Origin of the sequence: Flavobacterium saliperosum, assembly GCF_900100625.1 — a bacterium.
GTDB lineage: Bacteria > Bacteroidota > Bacteroidia > Flavobacteriales > Flavobacteriaceae > Flavobacterium > Flavobacterium saliperosum.
Map to the genome: position 1 here is coordinate 487,500 of NZ_FMTY01000002.1, position 25,493 is coordinate 512,992.

The window sequence follows — 25,493 nt, forward strand, 5'->3', positions numbered from 1 at the left end:
AACGATTATGGAAGCAAGCAAGCTAAAAGAACAACTGCAAACCGAAGTGGACACTGCGTTTTTATACGACAGCATTGCCAACTTGCAAACGGATGTCAATCTGAAAAAGGTATTACAGAGCTTATCGGAGATTGAAAAAAATCATGCGGTTCACATTCTTGCCAAACTAAAAGAAAGCAATCCGAACATGGTTATGCCTTCTGCTTCTTCCAGAGCTAAATTTCAGTTGAAATTGGGTAAACTATTCGGCTATAATTCGATTATCAGCAATCTTTCGAATATCGAAAAGCAATTTGCGGTGAATACAATCAAGAATAAGATTGAGAAAGGCGAGAAGCTGACCGGTTACGAACACAATCACCTGAAAATCATAGAAGCGGTCAATCAGAATGCTGCTTTCAATGTTTCCGGCGGATTGTTGTCGAAATTTGAAAGCAGACACAAATCGGTAGGCGGAAATGCCTTGCGTGCCGCTGTTTTAGGCGCGAATGACGGACTGGTTTCCAACATGAGTTTGGTGATGGGCGTTGCAGGTGCAGCCGTTTCCAACAGTACTATTTTATTAACCGGTTCTGCAGGATTGTTGGCCGGTGCGATTTCGATGGCATTGGGCGAATGGCTTTCGGTTCAGAGTTCGAAAGAGTTGTACGAAAACCAAATTGCGCTTGAAACTGAGGAATTGAAAGCTTCTCCGGAGGAAGAAAAAAAAGAATTGGCACTGTTATACCAAGCCAAAGGAATGAATCCGGAAGAAGCCTTGAAATTAGCCAATAAAGCTTTTGAAACCAACGAATCGGCGATTGAAACATTAATCACCGAAGAGCTGAACATCAACAAGGAAGAATTGGAAGGATCGGCTTGGGAAGCAGCCATCACTTCTTTTATATTATTCGCTTTAGGTGCCATTATTCCATTATATCCTTTCATGTTTCTTGATGGGAAAAACGCTATTTTGCTGAGTATTGCCAGTGCTGTCGTCGGCCTTTTCGGAATTGGCTCAGCGATTACTCTATTTACAGGAAAAAGTATTGTATTTTCGGGATTCCGACAAGTATTATTCGGATTGGCAGCAGCAGCAGTAACCTATGGAATCGGAGCACTGATTGGCGTTTCGATTGCAGGATAAAAATGAATTCTAAATTTAAACAAAATATCATTTAAACCATTTTATTATGAACGACGCACATTTACACTTGCTGGTTAATCACTTTCCAATTCTCGGAACCATCTTCGGATTGGGAATTTTAATTGTCGGATTACTTCTGAAAAACAAATCAATGCAACACACGGCCTATGTTTTATTTGCCATAGCTGCTATTTTCGGATTATTGTCCATGAACACGGGAGAAGGAGCAGAGGAATTAGTGGAAGATTTGCCAAATGTAGGTAAAGAAATCATTCACGAACACGAGGAAATCGCTGAAAAGTTCGTAATTCTGCTTTATTTAACCGGCGCAGTAGCTTTATTATCGTTACTGATGTCTGTTAAAAATCATGCTAAAGCCAAGTTTTTCGCTTACGCCACATTGCTTTTAGCAATCGGAACAGCTGTTTTATCAAAAAATGTTGGCACATCCGGTGGCGAAATCCGTCATACCGAAATCCGTGGAAATGCCAGCGTTAATGGGGTTTCAGCACAAGAAAACGGAACTGAAGCAACAGACGAGGAACATTAAACAAAATATAAAGTTTCAGAAAAAGTTGTTTTTTACCAAAGAATGACTTTACATTTGCAACATCAATTACAACAAGTATGTTTTTAAACCAGTTACATCATCATCATTATTTCTCCGCTCAAGCGAAGTTATAATGGTATGTGTATAAATCATATATTTTTAAAACCCGTTTGAGTACATCAAACGGGTTTTTTATTTCCACACCTTTCGTTGTACTCAGACATTTTCCAAACCAAAACAATGAGTACATTAAAAATTGCAATTCAAAAATCAGGACGTCTTAACGAAGACAGTCTGAAAATTCTCAAAGACTGCGGAATTTCGGTAGAAAACGGAAACGATCAACTGAAAGCCGCCGCATCCAATTTTCCTTTGGAAATCCTGTTCCTCCGCAACACTGATATTCCTCAGTATCTGATTGATGGTGTGGCTGATATAGCCATAGTAGGTGATAATCTGTTGGTGGAAAAAGGGGTTAACATTGAAATTGCGGAGCGTCTGGGTTTTTCAAAATGCAGGGTATCGGTAGCTGTTCCCAAAGCATTTGAATACAAGACGTTAAACGATTTAAGCGGATTACGTATCGCCACTTCGTATCCCAATACCGTTTTAAACTACTTCAACTCCAGAAACATTGCGATTGAATTACACGAAATCTCTGGTTCGGTAGAAATTGCTCCGAATATCGGGTTGTCGGATGCCATTGTGGATATCGTTTCCACCGGAAGCACACTCTTCAAAAACAATCTGAAAGAAGTCGAAGTGATTCTGAAAAGCGAAGCTGTCCTTGCCGTTTCTCCTAAAATATCGGAAGAAAAGCAAGCCGTTCTGGACAAACTGCGCTTTCGGATTCAATCGGTACTGAAGGCTCGCAAATCGAAATACATCTTGATGAACGTTCCCAACGATAAGATTGCGGAAATCAGTGCAATACTTCCGGTTTTAAAAAGTCCGACCGTAATGCCTCTGGCAGAAAAAGGCTGGAGCAGTTTACATTCGGTAATCAATGAAGAACTGTTTTGGGAAGTCATCGACCAACTTAAAGCCGCCGGAGCAGAAGGAATTTTAGTCTGTCCGATAGAAAAAATGGTATTGTAAATGAGTTTGAGAAATTAGAGAATCGAAAAGAGAACATAGAAATAGAAAAATGAAAAAAATACTAAATCCAAACAAAAACGAATGGTCTGCTTTAACGCAACGTCCAACAAAAAATTACAAGGATATTGAAGGAACCGTTACTCAGATTTTCAAAGAAGTACAGCAAAAAGGAGATGTTGCGGTTACAAAATACACTTCTTTTTTCGACGGAATCGAATTGTCTAAAATAAGGGTTTCTGATGTTGAACTCAAAGAAGCTATAGTATTAGTTCCTAATGAATTGAAAGATGCTATTAAACAAGCCAAAACCAATATAGAAGCATTTCACAGCGCACAGAAAACCGCACGAATCGAAATCGAAACCACTGAAGGTGTTACATGTTGGCAGGAAAAACGCCCGATCCAAAAAATAGGATTATACATTCCGGGAGGTACAGCACCTTTGTTTTCAACGGTTTTGATGTTAGCCGTTCCTGCACAAATAGCGGGTTGCAAAGAAATCGTATTGTGTTCTCCACCGGACAGGGAAGGGAAGATCAACCCGGCAATTTTATATGCTGCCAAATTGTGTGGAGTAACTCAGATACTGAAAGTAGGCGGTATTCAGGCCATTGCAGGTATGACGTTCGGAACCGAAACCATACCCAAAGTGTATAAAATTTTCGGACCCGGAAATCAGTTTGTGACCGTGGCAAAACAGGTAGCAACGCAATTTGGAGTGGCCATCGATATGCCGGCAGGGCCTTCCGAGTTAGTAGTGGTTGCTGATGATTCGGCCAATGCGGCTTTTGTGGCCTCTGATTTATTAAGTCAGGCGGAACACGGAGCCGACAGTCAGGTAATTTTGGTTTCCACCTCAAAACAAATGATAGAAAAGGTAGAAAAAGAGGTCGAAAAGCAATTAAAGGTTCTTCCACGCAAAACCACAGCCGAAAAAGCCATAGCCAATTCAAAACTGATTTACATTGAAAATGTAGCGACTGCCTTAGCATTCATCAACGAATATGCACCGGAACATTTAATAATTGTAACAGAAAATGAAGATTTCTATCTAAACGGAATTCAGAATGCCGGCTCGGTTTTCATCGGAAAGTATACTCCGGAAAGTGCCGGTGATTACGCCTCAGGAACCAATCACACGCTGCCAACCAACGGTTATGCCAAAAATTACAGCGGTGTAAATCTGGATAGTTTCCTAAAAGCGATGACCTTCCAAAAAATTACCGAAACCGGAATTCAGAACATCGGAAAAACCATAGAAATCATGGCCGAAGCCGAAGGTTTACAAGCGCACAAAAATGCAGTGACATTACGATTAAAATCTTTAGAAAAATGAAAGCATTCGATATTAATACAATTATCCGAAACAATGTTGTGAAAATGGAAGCCTATTCTTCAGCACGCGATGAATTTAAGGATTTCGACCGGAAAATGGTCTTTCTGGATGCCAATGAGAGTCCGTTCGAAAATGGCGTAAACCGTTATCCGGATCCGAAACAACAAGCGGTAAAAGCACTATTGGCAAAGCAAAATTCCGTAAACCCAAATCAGATTCTGTTGGGCAACGGAAGCGATGAAGTACTGGATCTGTTATTCCGTGCCTTTTGCGAGCCGAATCGCGACAATGTCATTACGCTTCCGCCAACCTACGGAATGTACGGCGTTTTGGCCAATCTGAATGCTGTTGAAAATCGGGAAATACTTTTAACTGCCGACTTTCAGCCCAATACAGAACTCATTTTAGAAAATGCCGATGCAAACACCAGAATGTTGTTTTTATGCTCACCAAACAATCCCACAGCAAATTCCTTTTCCAAGGAAACTGTCGTAACTTTAATACATAATTTCAATGGTTTGGTGGTTTTGGATGAGGCTTATATCGATTTTTCCGAAAACGAAAGCTGGTTGTCCGAATTGAATGCTTATCCGAATCTGGTCATCACCCAAACGCTTTCCAAAGCCTATGGACTGGCCGGTATCCGAATGGGAATCCTGTATGCTTCACCAAAAATCACAGCCGTTTTAAACAAAATCAAACCGCCCTACAATCTGAACCATCTCTCGCAGCAAAAAGCGTTGGAAGTGCTAACTGACCGAGAAATAACAGGAAACAGAATAACTTTAATAAAAGCAGAAAAAAGTCGATTACTTAAACAATTACTTGAAGTTAATTTCATCGATAAAGTTTATCCTTCGGATGCAAATTTTATTCTGATAAAAGTGGATAATGCGGATAAACGCTACAACCAATTACTCGAAAAAGGTATCGTGGTTCGCAACAGAAGCAACCAAGCACTTTGTAACAATTGCCTGCGAATTTCCATCGGTACTCCGGAAGAAAACGAACTGCTAATCAACACACTAAAAACACTATAATGGCTCAGAAAATTTTATTTATCGACCGTGACGGAACTCTGGTTAAGGAACCGGACGATTACCAATTGGATAGTTTATCAAAACTGGAGTTTTATCCGGAAGTTTTTCAATACCTGTCGAAAATTGCCAAAGAACTGGATTTTGAAATGGTAATGGTAACCAATCAGGACGGAATGGGAACAACCAGTTTTCCGGAAGAAACGTTTTGGCCCGCTCAAAGTTTTATCCTGAAAGCATTTGAAAATGAAGGGATAACATTCAAGGAGATTTTCATCGACCGAAGTTTCCCCGAAGACAACGCGCCAACACGCAAACCCAAAACGGGAATGCTGACCAACTACCTAAACAATTCCTATTATGATTTAACAAATTCCATAGTAATCGGAGATCGCTTAACGGATGTAGAGTTGGCGAAAAACCTAGGCAGCAAGGCTATTTTCATAACAGCTCACGAAGCATTAGGCAGCAATGAAATCTCATTTGAAAAAGCCGAACTAGAGAAACAAATCGTCTTAAAAACAACATCCTGGAAGAAAATTTACGAATTTCTGAAATTACAACAACGAACAGCAAGCGTTATCCGAAAAACAAATGAAACCGATATCGCAATTACTGTAAATTTGGACGGAACGGGAAAAAGCAATATAAATACCGGTTTAGCATTTTTCGATCACATGCTGGATCAAATCGCCCGTCACGGTCAGATGGATTTGGAAATTCAGGTCAAAGGTGATTTGAATGTCGACGAACACCACACGATCGAAGATACTGCAATTGCGTTAGGAGAAGTTTTCGCTAAAGCCTTGGGAAACAAACTGGGTATTGAACGTTATGGTTTCTGCTTGCCGATGGACGATTGTCTGGCGCAGGCAGCCATTGATTTCGGAGGCCGAAACTGGTTGGTTTGGGAGGCCGATTTCAAAAGGGAAATGATTGGTCAAATGCCCACAGAAATGTTCTTTCACTTTTTCAAATCCTTTACTGACGGCGCAAAAGCCAATCTGAATATCAAAGCCGAAGGCAACAACGAACACCATAAAATCGAAGCCATTTTTAAAGCGTTTGCGAAAGCCATAAAAGCCGCCGTAAAACGCGATGCCGAAAAAATGATTTTACCATCCACAAAAGGAATGTTATAACATGAAAATAGCCATTATAGATTACGATTCAGGAAATATTCAGAGCGTTTTATTTGCTTTGGAGCGCCTTGGTTTTACGGGCACCGTTACTAACGATTGGAGTAAAATAAAGTCCGCCGACAAAGTGCTGTTTCCGGGTGTAGGTGAGGCGGGTAGCGCGATGAAAAAACTGAAAGAAAAAGGTCTGGATGTGTTAATTCCGACTCTAAAACAACCGGTTTTGGGCATTTGCCTCGGCATGCAACTGCTTTGTAAAAGTACGCAAGAAGGAAACACGGAAGGTCTGGGCATATTTAACGCCAACGCAATCCGATTTTCCAATGCGGTCAAAGTGCCTCAAATGGGTTGGAATACGATTTACGACCTGAATTCGCCCTTGTTCGCAAACATAAAAGAAAACGAATATATGTATCTGGTACACAGTTTTTATGTTCCAAAGTGCGAGGAAAGTATAGCAACAACAAATTATGAAACCGAATATTCTTCCGCACTGCAAAAAAACAATTTCTACGGGGTACAATTTCACCCGGAGAAAAGCGGAAAATTCGGAGCACAAATTTTATCAAATTTTTTAGCGTTATAATTTGGGCGTTTGGGCGGGCTTTACGTTGCAATCTTTTGTTTTTAAAGGAAAAAACAAAAGGATTTTCTCTTCAAACGAAGTTCACTGAACTCCGATGAAAATAATAATATGTGAAGTAATCCCTAACGCGACATCAAATTGCAATCACAATTAATTAAAAATCAACAATCTGAAATATAATGAGAATCATACCTGCCATAGACATCATCGACGGAAAATGCGTGCGTTTATCCAAAGGCGATTACGCCACCCAAAAAATATACAACGAAAATCCACTCGAAGTAGCCAAACAATTCGAAGCACACGGAATACAATATTTACACTTAGTCGACTTAGAGGGTGCAAAATCGAATCAGATTGTAAATTATAAAGTATTGGAACAAATTGCAATCAAAACCACTTTGCAAATCGACTTCGGTGGCGGTTTAAAATCCGATGCCGATTTACGAATCGCTTTCGAATCCGGTGCCAACCAAATAACCGGCGGAAGTATTGCCGTTAAAAATCCGGAACTGTTTCAGAAATGGATTGTGAAATACGGTTCCGATAAAATAATCTTAGGTGCGGATGCCAATAACCGAAAAATTGCCGTTTCCGGCTGGATGGAAGAAAGTTCGGAAGACCTGATTCCCTTTATTCAGAATTATCAAAACAAAGGAATTGAATACGTTATCTGTACGGATATCGCAAAAGATGGCATGTTGGAAGGACCAAGTTTCGAACTCTATCAGGAAATTTCAGAAACGATTCCCCGTATCAAGTTAATTGCTTCGGGAGGAATTTCAACTTTTGATGAATTACCAAGATTAGCCGAGTTGGGTTGTGAGGGAACCATAATCGGAAAAGCGATTTACGAAGGACGAATCTCCTTAAAACAATTAGAAAACTACATCTTAAACCAATAAAAATGCTAACAAAAAGAATTATTCCCTGTCTGGACATCAAAAACGGAAGAACGGTTAAAGGTGTGAATTTCGTTGATTTAAAAGATGCCGGAGATCCGGTGGAATTGGCTAAAAAATATACCGAAACCGGTGCCGACGAACTGGTTTTTCTGGACATTTCCGCTACGGAAGAACGTCGAAAAACCTTGATTCCATTGGTTCGCGAAGTGGCAAAAGCGATAAACATTCCGTTTACGGTGGGTGGTGGTATTTCCTCTGTGGAAGATGTGAAACTGCTGCTTCAAAATGGTGCCGATAAAATATCCATAAACTCCTCCGCGGTAAAAAATCCAAAGCTGATTACAGAATTGGCAAAAGAATTCGGAAGTCAGTGCGTCGTAGTTGCCATAGATGCCAAAGAAATCGACGGACAATGGAAAGTGCATCTGATGGGCGGAAAAACCGCAACTGAACGGGATGTTTTTGAATGGGCCAACGAAGTCGAACAACGCGGTGCTGGAGAAATTCTGTTCACTTCCATGAACAATGACGGAACGAAAAAAGGGTTTGCCAATGAAGCTTTAGCTAAACTGTCGGAAACAGTAAACATTCCGATTATTGCCAGCGGAGGAGCGGGAACAATGCAACATGTTGCTGATGCCTTTATAAACGGTAAAGCTGATGCGGCATTGGCAGCAAGCATTTTTCACTTTCAGGAAATCGAAATTCCGGAATTAAAACGGTTTTTGAAACTAAACAACTTAGCAATAAGATTATAACTATCATGACTATAGATTTCACAAAAAATACAGACGGATTACTTCCGGCCATTATTCAGGATAACGAAACCAAAAACGTACTCATGTTGGGTTACATGAATCAGGAAGCGTTAAACAAAACATTGGAAACAAAAAAAGTAACGTTCTTCAGCAGAACCAAAAAGCGTTTGTGGACGAAAGGCGAGGAGAGTGGTAACTTTTTGGAATTGGTTTCTTTAAAAACAGATTGCGATAACGATACGCTTTTAATCAAAGTAAAACCAATCGGACCAACTTGTCACACCGGATCCGATACTTGCTGGCAGGAAACTAACAATCAGCAATTTGGATTTCTTTCAAAACTGGAAAACACCATTAAAGAACGTAAGGAAAACGCGAATTCGGAAACCAGTTATGTAGCTTCCTTATTTGCTAAAGGCATCAATAAAATTGCCCAAAAAGTAGGCGAGGAAGCTGTAGAAGTGGTTATAGAAGCCAAAGATCAAAACGCCGATTTGTTTCTAAACGAAAGTGCCGATTTACTCTTTCACTACCTGATACTATTGCAGGCAAAGGGATTTGAACTAAATGATATCATAAAAGTATTGCAATCGCGTGAAAAATAATTTTCCGGAATAGTCAAAATAGTGTACTTTTAAAATAAAAAAAATGATTTCAAAGGCCGAACTGCATTTCCTTTCCGAATTAGAGAAAAACAACAATCGAGATTGGTTTACCGAAAATAAAAAGCGATTTGAAACCCATCAAAAAGCGGTTAAAGTGTTTTTTCAGGAAGTCAACGACGAATTTGGCAAACAGGACAGCATCGAAAAAATGCAGATTCATCGTATTTATCGTGACATCCGGTTTTCTAAAGACAAAACGCCTTATAAAATCAATTTCAGTGTCAGTTTCGACAGAACAAAACCTCATTTACGTGGTGGGTATTACCTTCACATTCAGCCAGGTGGCAGTTTTGTAGGTGGTGGTTTCTGGGAACCCAATGCCGAAGATTTAAACCGAATCCGCAAGGAATTTGAAATGGACGACGAAGAAATCCGCGCGATTATTGCCGATCCGAGTTTCAAAAAATATTTCGGTGAACTGAAAGGCGAGGAGCTGAAAACCGCTCCGAAAGGTTTCGACAAAACCCATCCGGCCATCGATCTGATCCGTAAAAAACAATACCTGATTTCCCGAAGTTTTACGGATAAGGAAGTCACAAGCGAGAATTTCAAGTCGGAAGTGTTAGCTACTTTTAAAGCTATGCGCCCGTTTTTCGACTACATGAGTGAAGTGCTCGGAACCAATTTAAACGGAGAAAGTCTTTACTAATAATAAAAAAAGCTGTCGTAACGGACAGCTTTTTTCGTTTGTGGTATTTGCAATCTGAGTTAAATTATTCCATTTCTAAAATCATAACCTGACTTTTCAAACGTTCTATCAGCATGTTCATCATCCGTTTGTTGATGTTGGAGGAATTCTTAATGTATTCCTGATATTCCTCAACCGTAAAAAGTCCAATGATAATCCCTTTCAGTGAATTTCTGAATTTAATATCCCGCTGAATGACATTTTCGATGTACGCCATTTTTTTATCGGGCGTCATTCCGAAAAAAGCATTCTTTTGCTTTACGGCATAGTTCAGAAAAACATGAATAAACAATTCGTTCTGTAAAACCAAAATCGGACGCAAGGTTCTGTTCTGAAAAATTTCTTCAGGAGAAGACTGCGCGGTAATCGTTCCAAGAGGCTCGCCTCTCAAATCAATAAGGAAGGTGTCGCGATTTTCCATTGTTTTTATTTAAAGTTACGAAATAAGAAATTCGATAATTCAATCAAAATAAAAAAGTTATTAGTAGTTTAGTGTTGAAAACCTATACTATGCGAACTTCCAAAATATTTGTGACGGTTGATGCCGTTATTCTTAGAAAATCAAATGATTACGAATTGCTTTTAATCAAACGGAAAAACGAACCTTTTAAAGACTGTTGGGCTTTGCCGGGCGGTTTTGTAGATGAAAACGAAGACTTAAAAACGGCTGCTATCCGTGAACTGGAAGAAGAAACCCAAATTAAAGTGGTTGATTTAGAACAAATAGGCGCTTTCGGAAAACCGTTTCGTGATCCCAGAGGACATATGGTTTCGGTAGCTTATTTCGGAGTAGTACCTGAAAACACTATAGCAATCGCCGCGGATGATGCTAAAGAAACGGGTTGGTTTTCTGTGAAAGATTTGCCAAAATTAGCATTTGATCATTTGGATATTGTAACTTTGTCCTTACAAAAGTTTCAATTATGAATTACCAGACAAAAAAATGGGTCAGACCGGAAGATTTAAATGCCAACGGAACCTTATTCGGAGGAAAACTGTTATCGTGGATTGATGACGAGGCGGCACTGTATTCCATTATCCTTTTAAAAAATAACAGAATCGTAACCAAGTTCATGTCGGAAATCAACTTTATGAGTTCGGCACGACAAGGGGACATAATCGAAATCGGGTTGGACATCGTCAAATTCGGAAAAACCTCCATTACCATGCGATGCGAAGTACGAAACGTAATGACAAAAGCCATAATCATCACTGTTGACGCCATTACCATGGTTAATTTAGACAGCTTCGGACAACCGGCCATTCACGGAATGACAGCAGTAGAAGAATAATTAATACTCAATTTTAATAGCTCCGGTTTCATTAATCTCCATATCAAAATAACGAACGGATGCTAAAATATGGTCAAAAATATCGGCCATAATGTGTTCGTATTGCAACAGACTTTTATCCTTCACGAAAGCATAAATTTCTAACGGCATTCCGTTTTGTGTCGGCTGTAATTGTCGGCACATAAACAACATATCTTTGTTGATACCCGGATGATTAGCAATATACTGATCGATATATTTTCGGAACAAACCGAAATTGGTAAGATTACGTCCGTTAATTAAAATCGATTTGTCAATATTATTGGCCGTATTGAATTTAACGATATCCGACTGACGGTGATCAATATACGGAGCCAACAATTGAATTTTCTTCAGGTTTTCAATTTCTTCTTCGTTTAAGAAACGAATACTGCTGGACTTCAAAAGAATCGAACGTTTTAATCGTCTTCCGTCGGAATCCAACATACCGCGCCAGTTTTTAAACGAGTCGGAAATCAGGAAATACGTTGGAATCGTGGTAATCGTATTGTCAAAATTCTGAACTTTTACTGTCGCCAGATTGATTTCAACAACATCACCATCAGCACCATATTTTTCCATGGTAATCCAGTCGCCAATACGAACCATATCGTTTACCGTTACCTGAATACTGGCAACAAATCCCAGAATCGTATCGCGGAAGATTAAGATAATCAATGCGGAAATCGCTCCGAATGTGGCCAAAAGCTGTTCCAACCTCAGATTAAAAAGAATCAGGATAAAATAGACAATACCATAAACCCAAAGCGTAATCATGATTACCTGAATGTAACTGTCGATGGGCTTGTCCTTATATTTCGGCTGGCCTTTTAGATAATCTTTCAGGGAATGGAAAACACTTCGGATAATCCAAAGCGATAACACGATAATGTAAAACTTGACCCCTTTGGTAAAGAATCCTTCCCAATACACAAATTCTTTCAGAATAATCGGAACCGTTTCGTAAACAAAGAAAAGCGTGAAAAGATGCGCTACATATTTGGCGGTTTTGTTGGCCACCAAAAAATCATCGAAGGTCGATTTCGTTCTTTCGGCCACAATAGCCATCAGAATGATTAAAATCTTTTTGAAGATATAATCTAAAATATAAGCAACAACAATAAGGACAACGATATTAATGGCTAGGTTAATGTATTCAGCCAGATTATCGTTAAAATCCCAAGATTTAAGAATTTTATATGCCCAATTGAAGATCTTCATACGCTACAAATTACAATATTTTTTTCTCAACATAAAAGGTCCCGAAAGGAATTACCGAAGCAATACAAACTTGGAAATATTTTTTAAATGACCAGTTTTCTTCCATTTTGAACATCGTCGCTAAAATGATATACCCGATAAACAATAAACCGTGCGCCATTCCGACAGGGAAGAGTAGGGTTTTGTATAATTCCAAATTGGTGGGTTTTAAGAAAAGCATGTTACCGAACAATACCAAAAGTGAAATTCCTTCAAGTAACGCAACAATTTTAAAAATACGTGTCATAAATAATCGATTGAGAATTAAAGTAATAGCCGTTGAATCTGATTTAATATTGTGTTTTTATCAAAAAACAGTTCAAATGTAGCACACAAACTGATGATACACCCGACTTTTAACTAAAACTTATAAAAAAACTACGCATGAAGCGTAGTTTAGTATTGTGTAAAATAAAATTGACTGCTTGTTTAGAAAGCTAAAAAAGCTTTGTTGTATTCTTTCAAATCAGCAAAATTATTTTTGTTTTTCAAATCCGCGAAAAGTGAAATTAAATATTCAAGACTTTCCATATTGGTTGCGTTTTCAGTAACATTCGTTGAAGCTCCGTCAAATCCTTCAATCGGCTCATCATCCGGAATTGCAATTAGAAAAGCATTGTTTGCTTCAATGTGCTCATACGTTAAACGAATTGCCTTCACCAATACAGGATTTTGTTCTTCAAGAGCATACTCTCTTAATTTTTTCAAATCTGTAATTAAAGTGTCAGCATTAAACCCATTTTTGAATAAATCTATTTGGATTTTGTTGATTAATTTTTGTGCAGTTGGATTTTCCACGGTAATAAGTTGATTAGTTAAGAACTTGAAATTGGTTTGCAAAATTAAACTTTATTCTCTTTTTTGAAATAAAAAACACGCATTTATTTCCAACATTTTTGCTTTTCGTATATCCTGTCCGATAATTTGGTCTAAAATCAGATTACATCTGCATTTCATCGGTGTTTTTTTCTGATTTAACTAATTTACTTTCAATACCTTAAGTAAGAAAATTATTTACTGTAAATTTGTTTTATCAGGACTCTTCTAAAGCCTTGAGAAACAGTCAACCACAAACTGTATTTATTTCAAAAACTGCCCAGGAACCAAATAATTAATTCTTGTTGAAGCGTTATCCATTGCTTCAATTTATAAAATGGTTTTTGAGATGAAGAAGAAATACGATGTACTTTTAATCCTTGAAGGAACATATCCTTATAACGGTGGCGGTGTTTCAACGTGGTCTCACATGCTTTGTAACGAAATAAAGAATGCCAACTTCATTCTATATTCCATTAATGCCCAATATGAAAGCAAACCAAAATATGAACTGAGCAGTAATGTCAAAGACGTACTGCAAGTCCCTTTATGGTCGCCACTTGAGCCGCAGGAAATGATAAACTATGGCAAACATTTTTATACGATTGTTGAAGAAAAAGAGCAACTGAACGAGGCAACGATTACCGAAGAGTTTGTTCCGATTTTCCGACGAATGATTACCAACATCTATTCGGATACCCGAAAGGCAGAGGATTTTGATGACATCATCTTCAGAATGTGGCGTTTTTTCCAATTGCACGATTATAAGAAAACCATGCAAAGTATGGCCGTTTGGCGCACTTTCTGCAGTTTGGTGGTGGAATTAAGCCGAAATACTAAAGAAGAAGCAACGCTAAATGATCTGACTTTTGGCATGCGTTGGATTTACCGGTTCCTGATTCCGTTATCCATTGATGTTCCAAAAGCGGATATTTCGCATCTGACCATTTCCGGATTTCCGGTAATCCCTGCGCTGGTACTGAAATACAAGTACAATACGCCAATGATTGCCACAGAACACGGGGTTTTTATCCGAGAACGATTGCTGGCCATCAATTCATCGGAATACTCTTATTTCCTAAAAAAAATGCTGATTAAATTTTCGGAAAGCATTACCGAATTGGTGTATTACAAAGCCGATTTGATTCTTTCGGTTAATAAATTCAATATGATTTGGGAAAAGATGTATGGCGCCAACCCGGAAATCATTGAAGTGATTTACAACGGAATCGATCATAATCTTTTCGTGCCCGCACCCAAACCCGAAGCACTCGTTGGAATTCCGACCGTTGTTGCCGCAGCGCGAATTTTTGATTTAAAGGACATCATTACGATGATAAAATCCTGCCATGTGGTAAAACAACAAATCCCGAATGTGCAGTATTTGGTGTATGGCGACAACAATGCCGTACCCGAATACACCAAAGAATGTGAAGATCTGATTAAGGAGTTGGAATTACAGGACAATTTTAAATTGGCCGGTTACCACAGCAAACCGCATCAACTGTTTTGTGAAGGGGATATTTCCATACTGACGTCAATTTCAGAAGGGTTTCCGTATACCGTTCTTGAATCCATGAGTTGCGGAATTCCGGTTGTCGCTACCGATGTGGGAGGGGTTACCGAAGCATTGGATGAAAATTGCGGGTTCATTTGCAAACCGAAAGATTATCAGGAAATAGGCAACAGCGTTATTACACTTTTACAGAATAGCGAATTACGTGCAAGAATGGGCATAAACGCCCGTAGAAAAGTAACTGAAAATTTCACCATCGGAAAGTTCATCCGGGAATATGAGGAAGCCTATGAAAAAGTGATTGGAAATCCGACACGACAGGAATTGCCGGAATCTGAATCCCTTTACATTCATTTAACCGAAAGAAAAGCTATGGAAGCGTCATAATTAATCTCTAAACTTATGAACAGTCATAGTCAAAATATAGAAAATCTTATAAACACAATCCGGGATAAGATTGGCAAACCCGTGAGCAATCGCGTGGTAGCGGCCACTATCGAATCACTCGGAATTCGTGACAAAGACACGATGCCTGATTTTGGAGCACCTTCCATAAGAGCCTTAGCGGATATGGTTTTCAATACCATAATTACCGCTCCCGATTATATTTCCATTAAGAATAAAAAAGAAGTCGAGCTTGAAAATTCGAAAGAAACCAAGACATTCCAAGCGTCTGATTATTTAATTATTAAAGCGAAAATATTTGCCAAATACTATCCTTTGGGAATTTTACATTTATTGCCTGTTTTTGTTCAGATTCTGGCCATTATTTTTTTCGGGTATTCGTTATGGACCTACGTTGGCTTTAATCACATGCAATCTACCGCAGTCGTTTTGGGTGTTATTGTAGGGTTGATTTCCACAGGCGGTTTTGTTCAGGTGATAGGGCGTCAGGCTTCATTCTATTGGAATTACGAGGATTACACCATGACCCGAAAAACCATTGATTATTTGGTTGTGATGGGAGCTAAACTCATTTTTCTCGTCTTAATTTTTATTTTTTCGGCTAATTTTTTCTTTCATGTTTATCCGATGAAATTCCTTTTTGTGATGTTCACATATGCTTTTCTGGTAGGAATGCTTCTCTTAATGATAGCACCGCTTCATACCATAAAACAACGTTGGTTTATTTCAATAGCCATTTTTTTAGCCACTGCAATTGCCATCTTACTTAAAAAATATACCGATATCTCCATTTACTTAACGCATTGGATTGGAATAACGATTGCCATAATTTCATCAAAGGCGTACTTGTACTATTTTTTCAAAAATAAAATAGATAAACGACAAATTGACTGTAATATGGAAGTGAAAACCACGGTAATGCTGTATCAGAACTACCATTATTTTTTTTACGGTTTTTTAATCTACATATTCATTTTTACCGATAGGATTTTAGCCTGGTCAGCCGACACCAGCGGAACAATTCCCTATATGGTCTATTTCGAAAAAAATTACGAACTGGGCATGGACATGGCCATTTTGGTGTTTTTACTGCTTTCCGGAGTTCTCGAATACAGTCTGGCAGCCTTTTCAAAGTTCATTGATATTGGTCAGAAGAACACGTCTTACAGTTTTCCCGAAAAATACAACGGCGGACTTTATAAAATGTACTGGCAACATATCGGGATTCTTTTCCTGTCGGCACTGCTGATTTTCGTATTCATCTATTTCATCATCACTTCTTCCTGGGGATATCAGGCGCAATTTAAAGAAGTGTTTGAAGAAGTCAGTCTAAGGGTTTGTATGATTGGCGGCATGGGTTATTTTTTTCTGGCATGGGGAATGCTCAACACGCTTTACCTGTTCACTTTAGGACAACCGGTAAAACCGCTAAGAGCTATTATCGTTGCCTGTCTTGTTAATATTGCCGCTGGTTTTTTCATGAGCCGGTTTGTTTCTTATGAATACAGTGTTGTAGGGCTTTTTCTGGGAGCTTTGGTTTTCATGCTTCTGACATTGAAAGCAAATATGGAATTTTTCAAAAATCTAGACTATTACTATTATGCAGCATATTAAACTATTCTTTTGCGTACTTCCTTCGTTGTTGGGATTTGAAGTTTTGGCGAATATCGACCATAAACCGAATGTCTTTTTTTGTTACGGAAAACTGAATCCTCTTGAGATACGGGGGTTTGATTATGTCATTCTGGAATCGAAACATTTTAACGCGTCCGACATAAAGAAAGTGAAAAAGTTAAACGGAAAAGTTTTGGCCTACATCAGTTTAGGTGAAGTAAATAGTCAATCAAAATATTATAACAAACTAAAAGACATAACTTTAGGTAGAAATGAAAATTGGGACAGCTACTATTTGGATCTAAAATCGGATTCTACAGTTCAAGTGCTTTTTTCGGAAATTGACAGAATACTAGCGGATGGATATGATGGTCTTTTCCTTGACAACATTGACAATTTTACCACTTTCGGTTTTCAGAAAGATCAGAAGTCGGAGATTGTGGGTTTCATTGAGAGACTGAAAGTAAAATACCCGGAACACTTCATCCTTCAGAATGCCGGAATTGAACTGGTTGCCGACACCCATAAATTTGTTGACGGCATGGTTGTCGAATCAGTAGCCAGTGACTATACTTTTTCAGACAATAAATACAAACTCAGAGACGAGAAAGCATACGACGATTATATTAAAAAACTGAACCAGTTACGCCGAAAATACAAATTTCCTATAATACTGGTGGAATACGCCGATTCGGCTGAATTATACAACGAGATCCTTACACGAATAGGGAAAACCAATTTTCTATATTTCATTGGAACCATTGATCTTCAAGGGTATCCTGAATTTGCAAAATAAAACAGATCATGATAATTTCAAGCTCCATAATTACTGGTTTTGTGAGACTATGTCTCATGATTTTGTTTTTATTTTACATGAACAGGAAATTCATATCCTATTCTAAATCAGTAAATTACTTTGATTTTATCGCCAAACAGTGGTTCAAATACGGAAGTCTTATTGTGTTACTCATTTTCGGACTTATTCAACTTGGAATATACAATCTGTTAAACGTTGTTGCTATTCTTGTTGGCGTAATTTTTATCGATTATTTCGGGATTAAAAAAATTCCGCAATCCATTAATATTATTTCGCAAAAAGTAAAACGGAATATTTTTGAACTTATCCGGAATATTGAATTGAAAAAACCGATTAGTTTTTTTGTTTCCACACGTTCCAATCCCGAAGAAAGAAACAAAAGACTCTGGTACCTTTTTTTACTTTCAACCCTTGGCGTTGTTGCATTTTACAGTCGGTACATCTTTTATCAATTCGATATGTTTTCCTTATCCGGTTCCTGGATTTCCGATTTGGAAAGAATTATTGACTTCGATTCACAACACTGGTTTACAAACGGCATTGCGCCCGTAGGCGAACTTGCCATCATTAATTTTTATGGGAAATTTGTTAGTGTCAGTCCGGAAGTGGCCTTGCAATCGATGGGAATCTTAGAAGCGGTTTTACTTAGTATTTTACTTTTTTGGGTAATCAATAAAATCTCGTATTCGAAAATAATAGCTCCCTTGGCAGCGGGTCTTTTTTATAGTGTCAGCTACACCATTATGCCTGTAAACATTACCTATATTTTACAGCATCAGGCGCTTTTTTTAGCCATAAGTTTCGCACTGCCGGCTATGGTTATTTACCTGAAACCCGGCATAATGCACAGCAACAACACCAACTGTTTTATCAATTACATTTTGGTATTCACTGCTATCGGTTTGATTGACATCTTCACTTTGATTGTACTCATGCTGCCATTTTTACTTATCGGACTGATAACATCGTCGGTAAAAAGTAAGATGATGAACTTAACGGTTATAGGAGCTTATGCAATTGCGCTTATTGTTCTTTTCATAATTTACGGCACTGCGAGCAATCATTTTGGAGACGATTTCGAATTGTTTCTGCATTCCAGCTTAATGTCGGTAAGCGCATATACCTATTTTTCGCATCTGATTGTTTCCTACGAACAACTAATGATCTATTACCAGTATTTAAGCTACATCGCTATGATTTGCTGCTTGCTGTTCATGATCTTCAAAAACGAAAAATGGAATGCGGCCTTGTGTTTTCTGCTTTATTTTAATTTTCTGGTTGTGTTGTCGGAAATCAATCACAACTGGATAGATACTGATTTGGTGAAATTATCGCTTGGTGTTTTTATTCCGGTATTATTGGGTATTTCCGTTGCTGTCGTAATTCGGGTTGCTTATTTCATCTATGCTAAAATTGAAGTGGTTAAACCTGTTTTCGCTGTATTTCTAATTGCCGGTGTGTTATATTCAGCAATCCATTATCAGGGAAAGGAATATAAAAAGTTGCATAAAACCGATAATATTCCCAGAGACATCATTAATGTTTATGAAAAGATAACAGCAAGTTATTACCCATTTTCATATGCGGTTGTAAACGATTACACTACGCAGTCCATCAGCATCAACAAACATTTTTTTATTCATTATACCGATTTTACCGAAAATTACCTGAAGCGTGATTCCATATATTCCAAAAACAAGAAGAACAAAAAATTCCTGAAGAAAAATCCGGAATACGTGCTTCCAAAAAGTGTGCTGGTTTTTATTTACAAAAAAGGAGATGATAAGAACAATCGCATCATTGTCAATTGTGAAATTACCCCGTTGATACTCTCAAAATTGGAAACACTTAAAAAGAGAGGGCGCAAGATTAGTGTTTTTTATGAAAGTGACCTGATTAAAGTTTTTGAAATCGAAAACAATCCCGGACAAAGTAAAACCGACGATTTAATATTCTAATTATGAAGAATACTACAAAATACAGTACGATGAAATTTCTCCTGTTCGCAGCGCTTGTTTTTGCGATTACGTCCGGTTGCTCGAAAATCGATGAGCTTATAGGGGCTGACAGTTTCAACAAACGAAACGGCGAATTAACCCTTCGCCGGTATTCGGGAATCCCGTTGAATATTCCGCCATTGGTACAATATATATCCGACAAAGGAGATATTGAAAGTCTGACACTGAACAGTAACTTGAGAAAAATTTGCGATTACACTAAAATTCCCTATAAAAGCACCACTCTTGAAGAATGGAACAAAGAACCGAAAATTGGAGAGAGCGTTCGTGTTTTAACAATGTTAAATACAAAAAAACTAAACAATAAAAGCATCGACATAATTACTGAATTCGTTGCCAAAGGAGGAACATTGTATATGCCATACGGTAGCGAGGACAAACGATTTTCCTATTTAACGGGAATGAATCCCGAAAACGATTTTGAAACCGATGCTGTTGCAGCTGGTTTTTTATTCAAAGAGCCAATACTACCTGGCTTTAAAAATCACACATATAAAAAAGGACTTAAATTTTACGGTTTAAAAAGTAAAGTATTTTCAAACAAAATCAAGGTATTGGCCACTGCTGAAAATGATAAAAACTATCCTTTAATCGTTGAAAATACAATTGGAAAAGGAAAAGTCATCTACTACAATTCTACTTATTTCTTCATTAAAGAAGACCGTGGCTTATTATTGTCTGGAATTCTTAAAGGGCTGGAAGGGATTCCGTACCCTGTAATTAATACCGGAGTTATTTTCTTGGATGATTTCCCGGCACCATTGTATGACATCAAAAAAGAACCGGTAGCCTCAGAAATGAATTTAACCATAACCGATTATGTTCATAACGTTTGGTGGCCGGATTTGCTGAAACTGGCAAAAAAGCACAATATAAAGTATTCTGCGATGACCACTTTCGACTACAATGTTAATATCAAACCTCCGTTTTTGTTTCGGGAATGGGATTCGAAAAAAGTCAAAATAGGCGATAAGGAAACCGGACTTAGCAACTGGCTTGTAAATGATGTTGCAAAAAATGGTCACGAATTGGCTTTTCACGGATATAATCACGTTTCACTACTTGTATCCGATTGGAAAAACCCCGATTTTATGGTCACTTCGCTCAAAGCTGCCGAAAAGAAATGGGAGGTGAGCGAGTTTGGCGATTTACCGGTAACCTATGTGCCGCCATCCAATTATATCGACAGGGTAGGGCTTAAACAACTGAAAAAAGGGATGCCTTCCCTCACATTCATGTGCAGTCTTATGGTTGGTGAGAAAAAAAATGGTGGCGGAAGAGAATTCGATTTCGATCCTTATGAACCGGAACTATTTGATTTCCCAAGAATCTCCAGCGGATTTTATGTCGATGAAGACTTAAAATTCACAATGTATTCGCTATATATGTATACCGGAATCTGGTCGCATTTCCTTCATCCGGATGATATTTATCAAATCCCGAGCAGTACTAACCTAAGCAAAGGAGTGTACGATTTACGGAACTATGATAATCTGGGGTGGCATAAAACTCCAAACAGCAACAGAGCAATGCTTCCCGAATTTGATAAACTATTAAAAACACTACGAACTGATTTTCCCCATATTCGTTATCTGGATGCAAAAGAAAGCGGTTTAATGACAAACGATTGGAGAGCCTCCTATTTCAATCATAAATCCGCCCACGGAATGTATACGGTTGAAAAATTAAAACCCGAAGAGTCAAATTATCCGGAGCAGGATTGGTTTGTATACGGAAGTAACGAAAAATCATCACGAATTGAGGAACAATTGAAAAGACAAGGTGCCAACTTTAAAAAATCCCCATTTCTTGATGGTTATTTGTATTCGGTAAGAACCAATAAATCAAAAGTTATCCTGCCTGATTTCAAATCCGATTTAGCTTCAGCCGATTTAAATGTAGTGTATACTAATGTTAAACAGGATTTCGAAAAATACAAAGCAGAAGTAAAACGATTGTCAAAAATGAATATATGGGAAGAAGATTATGATGAAAATATAGCCCTGGAAATCGAAAAATTAAGAAAACAAATGTTATCGGAGCCTAAAATTGATCCGAAAGTATGGGATAAATACACCGAATACCTTTCCTGGGAAGACAGAGCCGAAGACGTTTGGAAAATGCTTGAAGAACATTGCATTAAATATCCTTTGGCCGAAAATGTTATGTATTCTGCACGATTAAGCAAATTGGTCTATTACCCGAATGATTTAGTTCAGGAAAAATGGATGAGTGCACAAATGCTGGTAACTCCAAATGATAAAGACTTGTTAAACAGTTATGTAGCATATTTTTACACCGCCGAGAATCAGGAAAAAATCAAAACTGCACTTCTCAATTTACTGAAAGTGGATACTTCTCAGGACAGTTTTCTGAAATATATTGATTATCTGATAAACTACGAACCGCAAAACGCGATTCCGGAGTTAGACAAATTGAAACCCTCAGACGAATACAAAGATTTGGCAACGGCAATCAGTTGGTTGTATGCCGATCAGAATGAATTTCAAAAAGCCTATAATTGGTCGGCATTCAGCTCAGAAATTGATTTCTATTCCAAAATGCAATGGCTGATTGAATTAAAGGATAATCAAAAACTAATCAGCGAATACAATGCCCACATGGAAAAAAATCCCGACGATTACAGGGTAAAAGCTCAAATGAGTATGGCCTATCACGATATGGGAAAATTCAAAGAATCCTGGATACTTGCCAGTGAATTACCTGAAGAATCGACCGACAGGGAAACCATCCGAAAAATGCTGAATACCGATGTGATTTATGAAGAAACCAGCGTTCAAAACTATCTGGTAGAACATCATCCCGCAATGTTTTATCCAGATGTGCTGGAAAAAGTGATTAAAACCGACCGTTTGGAGTATGGTAATTTTGTAAACTACAGAACAGAATTACTGAGTAACCGTAAAGACCTGTCTTCTTATAAAAATATTTTGTCCTATAATAGATATGACAAAAAGAAAAACCTGCATGGGTTTGGGATTACCTATAGTTCGATGTACCGTTTGGAAAACGATTTACCCGATTATACGGATAACGTGACACATAATGTATTCGGGATTCAATATCAGTTTAACAATCCGAAATCGTTTGAAAAACTCCAGTATTGGTCCAATTTTCGGTACGAGTACAGCGATTTCAACAAATCTTTCATTCAGTTTGGAGTGGGGGCAAATTATTCGAAAAATAAAAGTTATTCATCGGCAGAATTCAGGATTGCTCCGGTTGAGAACGGACCCAGTCACAGTAAAAGCATCTACCGTTTTCAACTGAATCTTTATCAGGATTATACTTTTTTCAAATATTTCAACACCAGTTTGTCTTTAGAAGGGAATTATTACAATAGGAGTGAGGTACTTAACAAAGAATATTATGCTCTTGAATCGTATGAGGGCAGTGCCACAGGAAAAATAATATTTAACCGATGGGCCGATAAAAAATACCGGTTCCTTCCTTTTGCCGAAGCATCGAAATCGCAGGGATCATTAGGGGAATCTACAGTCCCGCTATCAACCGGATATCCTTATTGGATGATTGACGAACGTTTTTTTATTGGAGGAGGTTTGGGATTTGCAATAGGAAAACTTGAAGACGATTTTAATATGAGAGTGGAGGGAGCCTGGTTTAATGATGATTATGCTTCCGAATTTTCACGCTTGCTGGGAAACTTCAATTACCAGATTTTCGACTATACCGCCCTAACGGCTAACTTTGAATTTTATGTGCAGTCAAAATTTTATTCCAATGCGTTTCAGGTTGGTGTAAAGCACAATCTGAAACGGAAACAAAAAAAGTAGGAACCGTTAGAAACGGTTCCTACTTCAATCAATCTGAACAATAATAACTATTAGTGTTTAACAACCAATCTTCTGGTGTCGTTTATCTGATCCTTAGTGAATTTGATGTAATAAACACCATCACTTAAACTTTCGGTATCAATCGTCATTTTGTTAGCGCTCAATTGCGATTTAACGCTAACTTTTTGACCTAATGAGTTGTAAATCAAAATGGCATACTGATCAAGGTTTTCCATTTCAACAAATATTTCATTGTTTGCAGGAACCGGATAAATTAATGCGTTAACCAATGTATTATCGGATGTTCCAAGGTTACTTTGACTTCCAACATTAATAACAGCGTTTAAGTTGTTGTATCCTGTAGTCGCATCCCAAGTGTTTGCATTAGCCATTCTTATTGAATATTCCGGACGGGCACTTAATCCTGAAGCGGCATCAGGAATTACCAAATACAAACGGTAGCTTCCCTGAGTGATGTTTGAAGGCAACGTAATGTTTTCCGCAATTGTTGTTTCCGCCTGACTTGTCCATAATCTTGGATCGGAAGCTAATGCTTTAGTATACACATCATTGGTTACCGTGTTTTTGAAAACGATATATGCTGTTCTCTGGTTGTAAGGTGTAGCATAACCCGTATTTCTGATTTTTAAATTAACGGCCATGGAACCACCGATATTAGCTGATTGCGGGAAACTTCCGTTTACCATTTCAAAACGATAACCCAACTGGTTTTTAATGTCATTCAAACAGCCATTTGATGAAAAACCACTGATAACTGCAGCATTATAATCAACGTTCAAGTACGACCAGTGAAATTTTTTCATTTCCTGTACAGCTGTAAGACATCCAGAACGGGGCTCATTAACTGCACATGTTTCTCCGCCCATCGCTAAAAACTTTGTTTCCTGCTCCAAATAAGGATATTCAGTCGAGGTATTGGTATAAGTACCGAAATCTGTCGAGCTTGATAAAAAACAATCGTTATGGTGCGCTAATCTTGACAAAGCAGAACCATTATATGCCTGACTTTGAGTAAGCGCCGAAGTTGTGGAATAGGTAGCTTGTTTTAGTTTTGGTGTTCTGATCTGTACCATTCTAGATGCAGGTAAAGCACTCAAAATTCCGTCCACAACCGCTTTTCTGTTAGCATAATCAGTAGAAGAAGGCGACATCCCAAAATAATCAGTGTAGTACCATTCTCCCCATGACCCAATGAAACCAGCCTGCATAACAGCAATTACATCAACATTATTTTGAAGTAGGGGTCTCAATTGTTCTATATGTGCTAAAATTTGAGTTTTTGATGCGTCTCTTTGACCGGCCACATCTGTATCTGAATAAGCAAAACGTACGATACATTTAATACCCGCATTTCTGATGGCATTAAAATCGGCTTGCATTTTGTTTAGATAATCCTGTGAAATTGCCGATGATCTGAAGTTTTCCAAATAGAAAACTCGCAATATTAAGGTAATCTTTTCGTTGTTTCTGTAGTTTGTCAATGTAGATTGACTTAAACTTGAGTATCCTGTAGAATGTGTTTCCGTGTGGTGGTATAAACCTCTTTCAGGATTTGAAAAATTTTCCGATGAAGCCGTGTAGGTTACGTTTGTGTTAGTTTGGGCAAAACCAATAATCGAAAAAAGTAAAACTAAGGTTAAAATGCTCTTCTTCATAAATCTTCTGTTTAGTTGTTATTGTTTCGAGTTTCATTTCAATTGTAACTCATTGCAAATCTATACGTTAGCTCCGAAAAAAAAAATTATTTTATCGTCAAAATGCACTTTTTATCGCTTAAATACACTTTTTAACAATTTTTATAAGATTACACATCTAATTTTGTGAATTTCAAGTAAGAAAAGACATAACACGTTTAGTTTTTTTTAACATTTATATTTTTTAATTAATTAATTATCAACTAATTACATTTGAAATAAGTAAGAATTGTCTTTAGGAATATTTCTGAAAAATTCAATTTTAGACAAACAGCATATTTTCATCGATGAAATGCATCTGTTTTTTATAGTTTTGGCA

The 25,493-nt window shown here is 37.9% G+C and carries 23 protein-coding genes; 18 read left to right on the top strand and 5 right to left on the bottom strand.

Going from position 1 to position 25,493, the window contains the following annotated elements:
- Positions 1 to 7 precede the first annotated feature (7 nt).
- The 11 genes from BLQ05_RS05665 (at position 8) to BLQ05_RS05715 (ending at position 9,849) form a co-directional block, all read left to right on the top strand.
- The gene (locus BLQ05_RS05665) at positions 8 to 1,126 is read left to right on the top strand and encodes a VIT1/CCC1 transporter family protein (RefSeq protein ID WP_023576737.1); all 1,119 of its coding nucleotides are present in this window, start codon (positions 8 to 10) and stop codon (positions 1,124 to 1,126) included.
- 46 nt (positions 1,127 to 1,172) lie between these two features.
- Complete coding sequence (locus tag BLQ05_RS05670) at positions 1,173 to 1,676, top strand: DUF2231 domain-containing protein (RefSeq protein ID WP_023576738.1); 504 nt, start codon at positions 1,173 to 1,175, stop codon at positions 1,674 to 1,676.
- A gap of 240 nt (positions 1,677 to 1,916) precedes the next feature.
- Positions 1,917 to 2,774 (top strand): ATP phosphoribosyltransferase, encoded by an 858-nt coding sequence (gene hisG / locus BLQ05_RS05675; RefSeq protein ID WP_023576739.1) that lies wholly within the window; start codon positions 1,917 to 1,919, stop codon positions 2,772 to 2,774.
- A 49-nt stretch (positions 2,775 to 2,823) separates the two neighbouring features.
- Positions 2,824 to 4,110: a histidinol dehydrogenase gene (hisD, locus tag BLQ05_RS05680; RefSeq protein WP_023576741.1), complete on the top strand. Its 1,287-nt coding sequence runs from the start codon at positions 2,824 to 2,826 to the stop codon at positions 4,108 to 4,110.
- Positions 4,107 to 5,150: a histidinol-phosphate transaminase gene (gene hisC, locus BLQ05_RS05685; RefSeq protein WP_035654597.1), complete on the top strand. Its 1,044-nt coding sequence runs from the start codon at positions 4,107 to 4,109 to the stop codon at positions 5,148 to 5,150. Before hisD ends, hisC begins: the two co-directional genes overlap by 4 nt.
- Positions 5,150 to 6,289: a bifunctional histidinol-phosphatase/imidazoleglycerol-phosphate dehydratase HisB gene (hisB, locus tag BLQ05_RS05690; RefSeq protein ID WP_035654598.1), complete on the top strand. Its 1,140-nt coding sequence runs from the start codon at positions 5,150 to 5,152 to the stop codon at positions 6,287 to 6,289. The genes hisC and hisB overlap by 1 nt, the downstream gene beginning before the upstream one ends.
- Position 6,290: 1 nt before the next feature.
- Positions 6,291 to 6,872, top strand: coding sequence for an imidazole glycerol phosphate synthase subunit HisH (hisH, locus tag BLQ05_RS05695; protein ID WP_023576744.1), 582 nt, complete (start codon positions 6,291 to 6,293; stop codon positions 6,870 to 6,872).
- Between the two features lie 179 nt (positions 6,873 to 7,051).
- Positions 7,052 to 7,777: a 1-(5-phosphoribosyl)-5-[(5-phosphoribosylamino)methylideneamino]imidazole-4-carboxamide isomerase gene (hisA, locus tag BLQ05_RS05700; RefSeq protein ID WP_023576745.1), complete on the top strand. Its 726-nt coding sequence runs from the start codon at positions 7,052 to 7,054 to the stop codon at positions 7,775 to 7,777.
- Positions 7,778 to 7,779: 2 nt separating this feature from the next.
- Positions 7,780 to 8,535 carry an imidazole glycerol phosphate synthase subunit HisF gene (hisF, locus tag BLQ05_RS05705; RefSeq protein WP_023576746.1) on the top strand — a complete coding sequence of 252 codons (756 nt, stop codon included), beginning with the start codon at positions 7,780 to 7,782 and terminating at the stop codon, positions 8,533 to 8,535.
- A gap of 5 nt (positions 8,536 to 8,540) precedes the next feature.
- Entirely contained in the window at positions 8,541 to 9,140 is a 600-nt protein-coding gene (gene hisIE / locus BLQ05_RS05710) for a bifunctional phosphoribosyl-AMP cyclohydrolase/phosphoribosyl-ATP diphosphatase HisIE (protein WP_023576747.1), read from the top strand.
- Between the two features lie 43 nt (positions 9,141 to 9,183).
- Positions 9,184 to 9,849: a DUF2461 domain-containing protein gene (locus tag BLQ05_RS05715; RefSeq protein WP_023576748.1), complete on the top strand. Its 666-nt coding sequence runs from the start codon at positions 9,184 to 9,186 to the stop codon at positions 9,847 to 9,849.
- A 64-nt stretch (positions 9,850 to 9,913) separates the two neighbouring features.
- Here BLQ05_RS05715 and BLQ05_RS05720 read toward each other — a convergent pair whose 3' ends face one another.
- A complete protein-coding gene (locus tag BLQ05_RS05720; RefSeq protein ID WP_023576749.1) occupies positions 9,914 to 10,309 on the bottom strand; it encodes a hypothetical protein in 396 nt (131 codons plus the stop codon).
- Between the two features lie 89 nt (positions 10,310 to 10,398).
- On the opposite strand from BLQ05_RS05720, the gene BLQ05_RS05725 reads away from it, so the two are divergent.
- Together BLQ05_RS05725 and BLQ05_RS05730 are read left to right on the top strand one after the other, a co-directional pair.
- On the top strand, positions 10,399 to 10,815 hold the full coding sequence (locus BLQ05_RS05725; RefSeq protein WP_023576750.1) for an NUDIX domain-containing protein: 417 nt from the start codon (positions 10,399 to 10,401) through the stop codon (positions 10,813 to 10,815).
- Positions 10,812 to 11,180: an acyl-CoA thioesterase gene (locus BLQ05_RS05730; protein ID WP_023576751.1), complete on the top strand. Its 369-nt coding sequence runs from the start codon at positions 10,812 to 10,814 to the stop codon at positions 11,178 to 11,180. Before BLQ05_RS05725 ends, BLQ05_RS05730 begins: the two co-directional genes overlap by 4 nt.
- On the opposite strand, the gene BLQ05_RS05735 is transcribed toward BLQ05_RS05730, so the two are convergent.
- The 3 genes from BLQ05_RS05735 to BLQ05_RS05745 form a co-directional block, all read right to left on the bottom strand.
- Complete coding sequence (locus tag BLQ05_RS05735; protein WP_023576752.1) at positions 11,181 to 12,419, bottom strand: mechanosensitive ion channel family protein; 1,239 nt, start codon at positions 12,417 to 12,419, stop codon at positions 11,181 to 11,183.
- Positions 12,420 to 12,429: 10 nt separating this feature from the next.
- Entirely contained in the window at positions 12,430 to 12,705 is a 276-nt protein-coding gene (locus BLQ05_RS05740; RefSeq protein WP_023576753.1) for a DUF3817 domain-containing protein, read from the bottom strand.
- Between the two features lie 182 nt (positions 12,706 to 12,887).
- Positions 12,888 to 13,256: a hypothetical protein gene (locus tag BLQ05_RS05745; protein ID WP_023576754.1), complete on the bottom strand. Its 369-nt coding sequence runs from the start codon at positions 13,254 to 13,256 to the stop codon at positions 12,888 to 12,890.
- A gap of 367 nt (positions 13,257 to 13,623) precedes the next feature.
- Here BLQ05_RS05745 and pelF point away from each other — a divergent pair, with 367 nt between their 5' ends.
- The 5 genes from pelF to BLQ05_RS05770 are packed head-to-tail and all read left to right on the top strand — an operon-like array spanning position 13,624 to position 23,459.
- The gene (gene pelF, locus BLQ05_RS05750; protein ID WP_023576755.1) at positions 13,624 to 15,177 is read left to right on the top strand and encodes a GT4 family glycosyltransferase PelF; all 1,554 of its coding nucleotides are present in this window, start codon (positions 13,624 to 13,626) and stop codon (positions 15,175 to 15,177) included.
- Between the two features lie 15 nt (positions 15,178 to 15,192).
- Positions 15,193 to 16,809: a hypothetical protein gene (locus tag BLQ05_RS05755; protein WP_023576756.1), complete on the top strand. Its 1,617-nt coding sequence runs from the start codon at positions 15,193 to 15,195 to the stop codon at positions 16,807 to 16,809.
- Entirely contained in the window at positions 16,796 to 17,605 is an 810-nt protein-coding gene (locus BLQ05_RS05760; RefSeq protein ID WP_035654599.1) for an endo alpha-1,4 polygalactosaminidase, read from the top strand. The genes BLQ05_RS05755 and BLQ05_RS05760 overlap by 14 nt, the downstream gene beginning before the upstream one ends.
- A 41-nt stretch (positions 17,606 to 17,646) precedes the next feature.
- Entirely contained in the window at positions 17,647 to 19,584 is a 1,938-nt protein-coding gene (locus BLQ05_RS05765) for a hypothetical protein (RefSeq protein ID WP_218120817.1), read from the top strand.
- Between the two features lie 2 nt (positions 19,585 to 19,586).
- Positions 19,587 to 23,459: a DUF2194 domain-containing protein gene (locus BLQ05_RS05770; RefSeq protein WP_035654600.1), complete on the top strand. Its 3,873-nt coding sequence runs from the start codon at positions 19,587 to 19,589 to the stop codon at positions 23,457 to 23,459.
- Positions 23,460 to 23,509: 50 nt separating this feature from the next.
- Here BLQ05_RS05770 and BLQ05_RS05775 read toward each other — a convergent pair whose 3' ends face one another.
- Positions 23,510 to 25,135, bottom strand: a complete 1,626-nt coding sequence (locus BLQ05_RS05775) for a T9SS type A sorting domain-containing protein (protein WP_023576760.1) — start codon at positions 25,133 to 25,135, stop codon at positions 23,510 to 23,512.
- Positions 25,136 to 25,493: the final 358 nt, after the last annotated feature.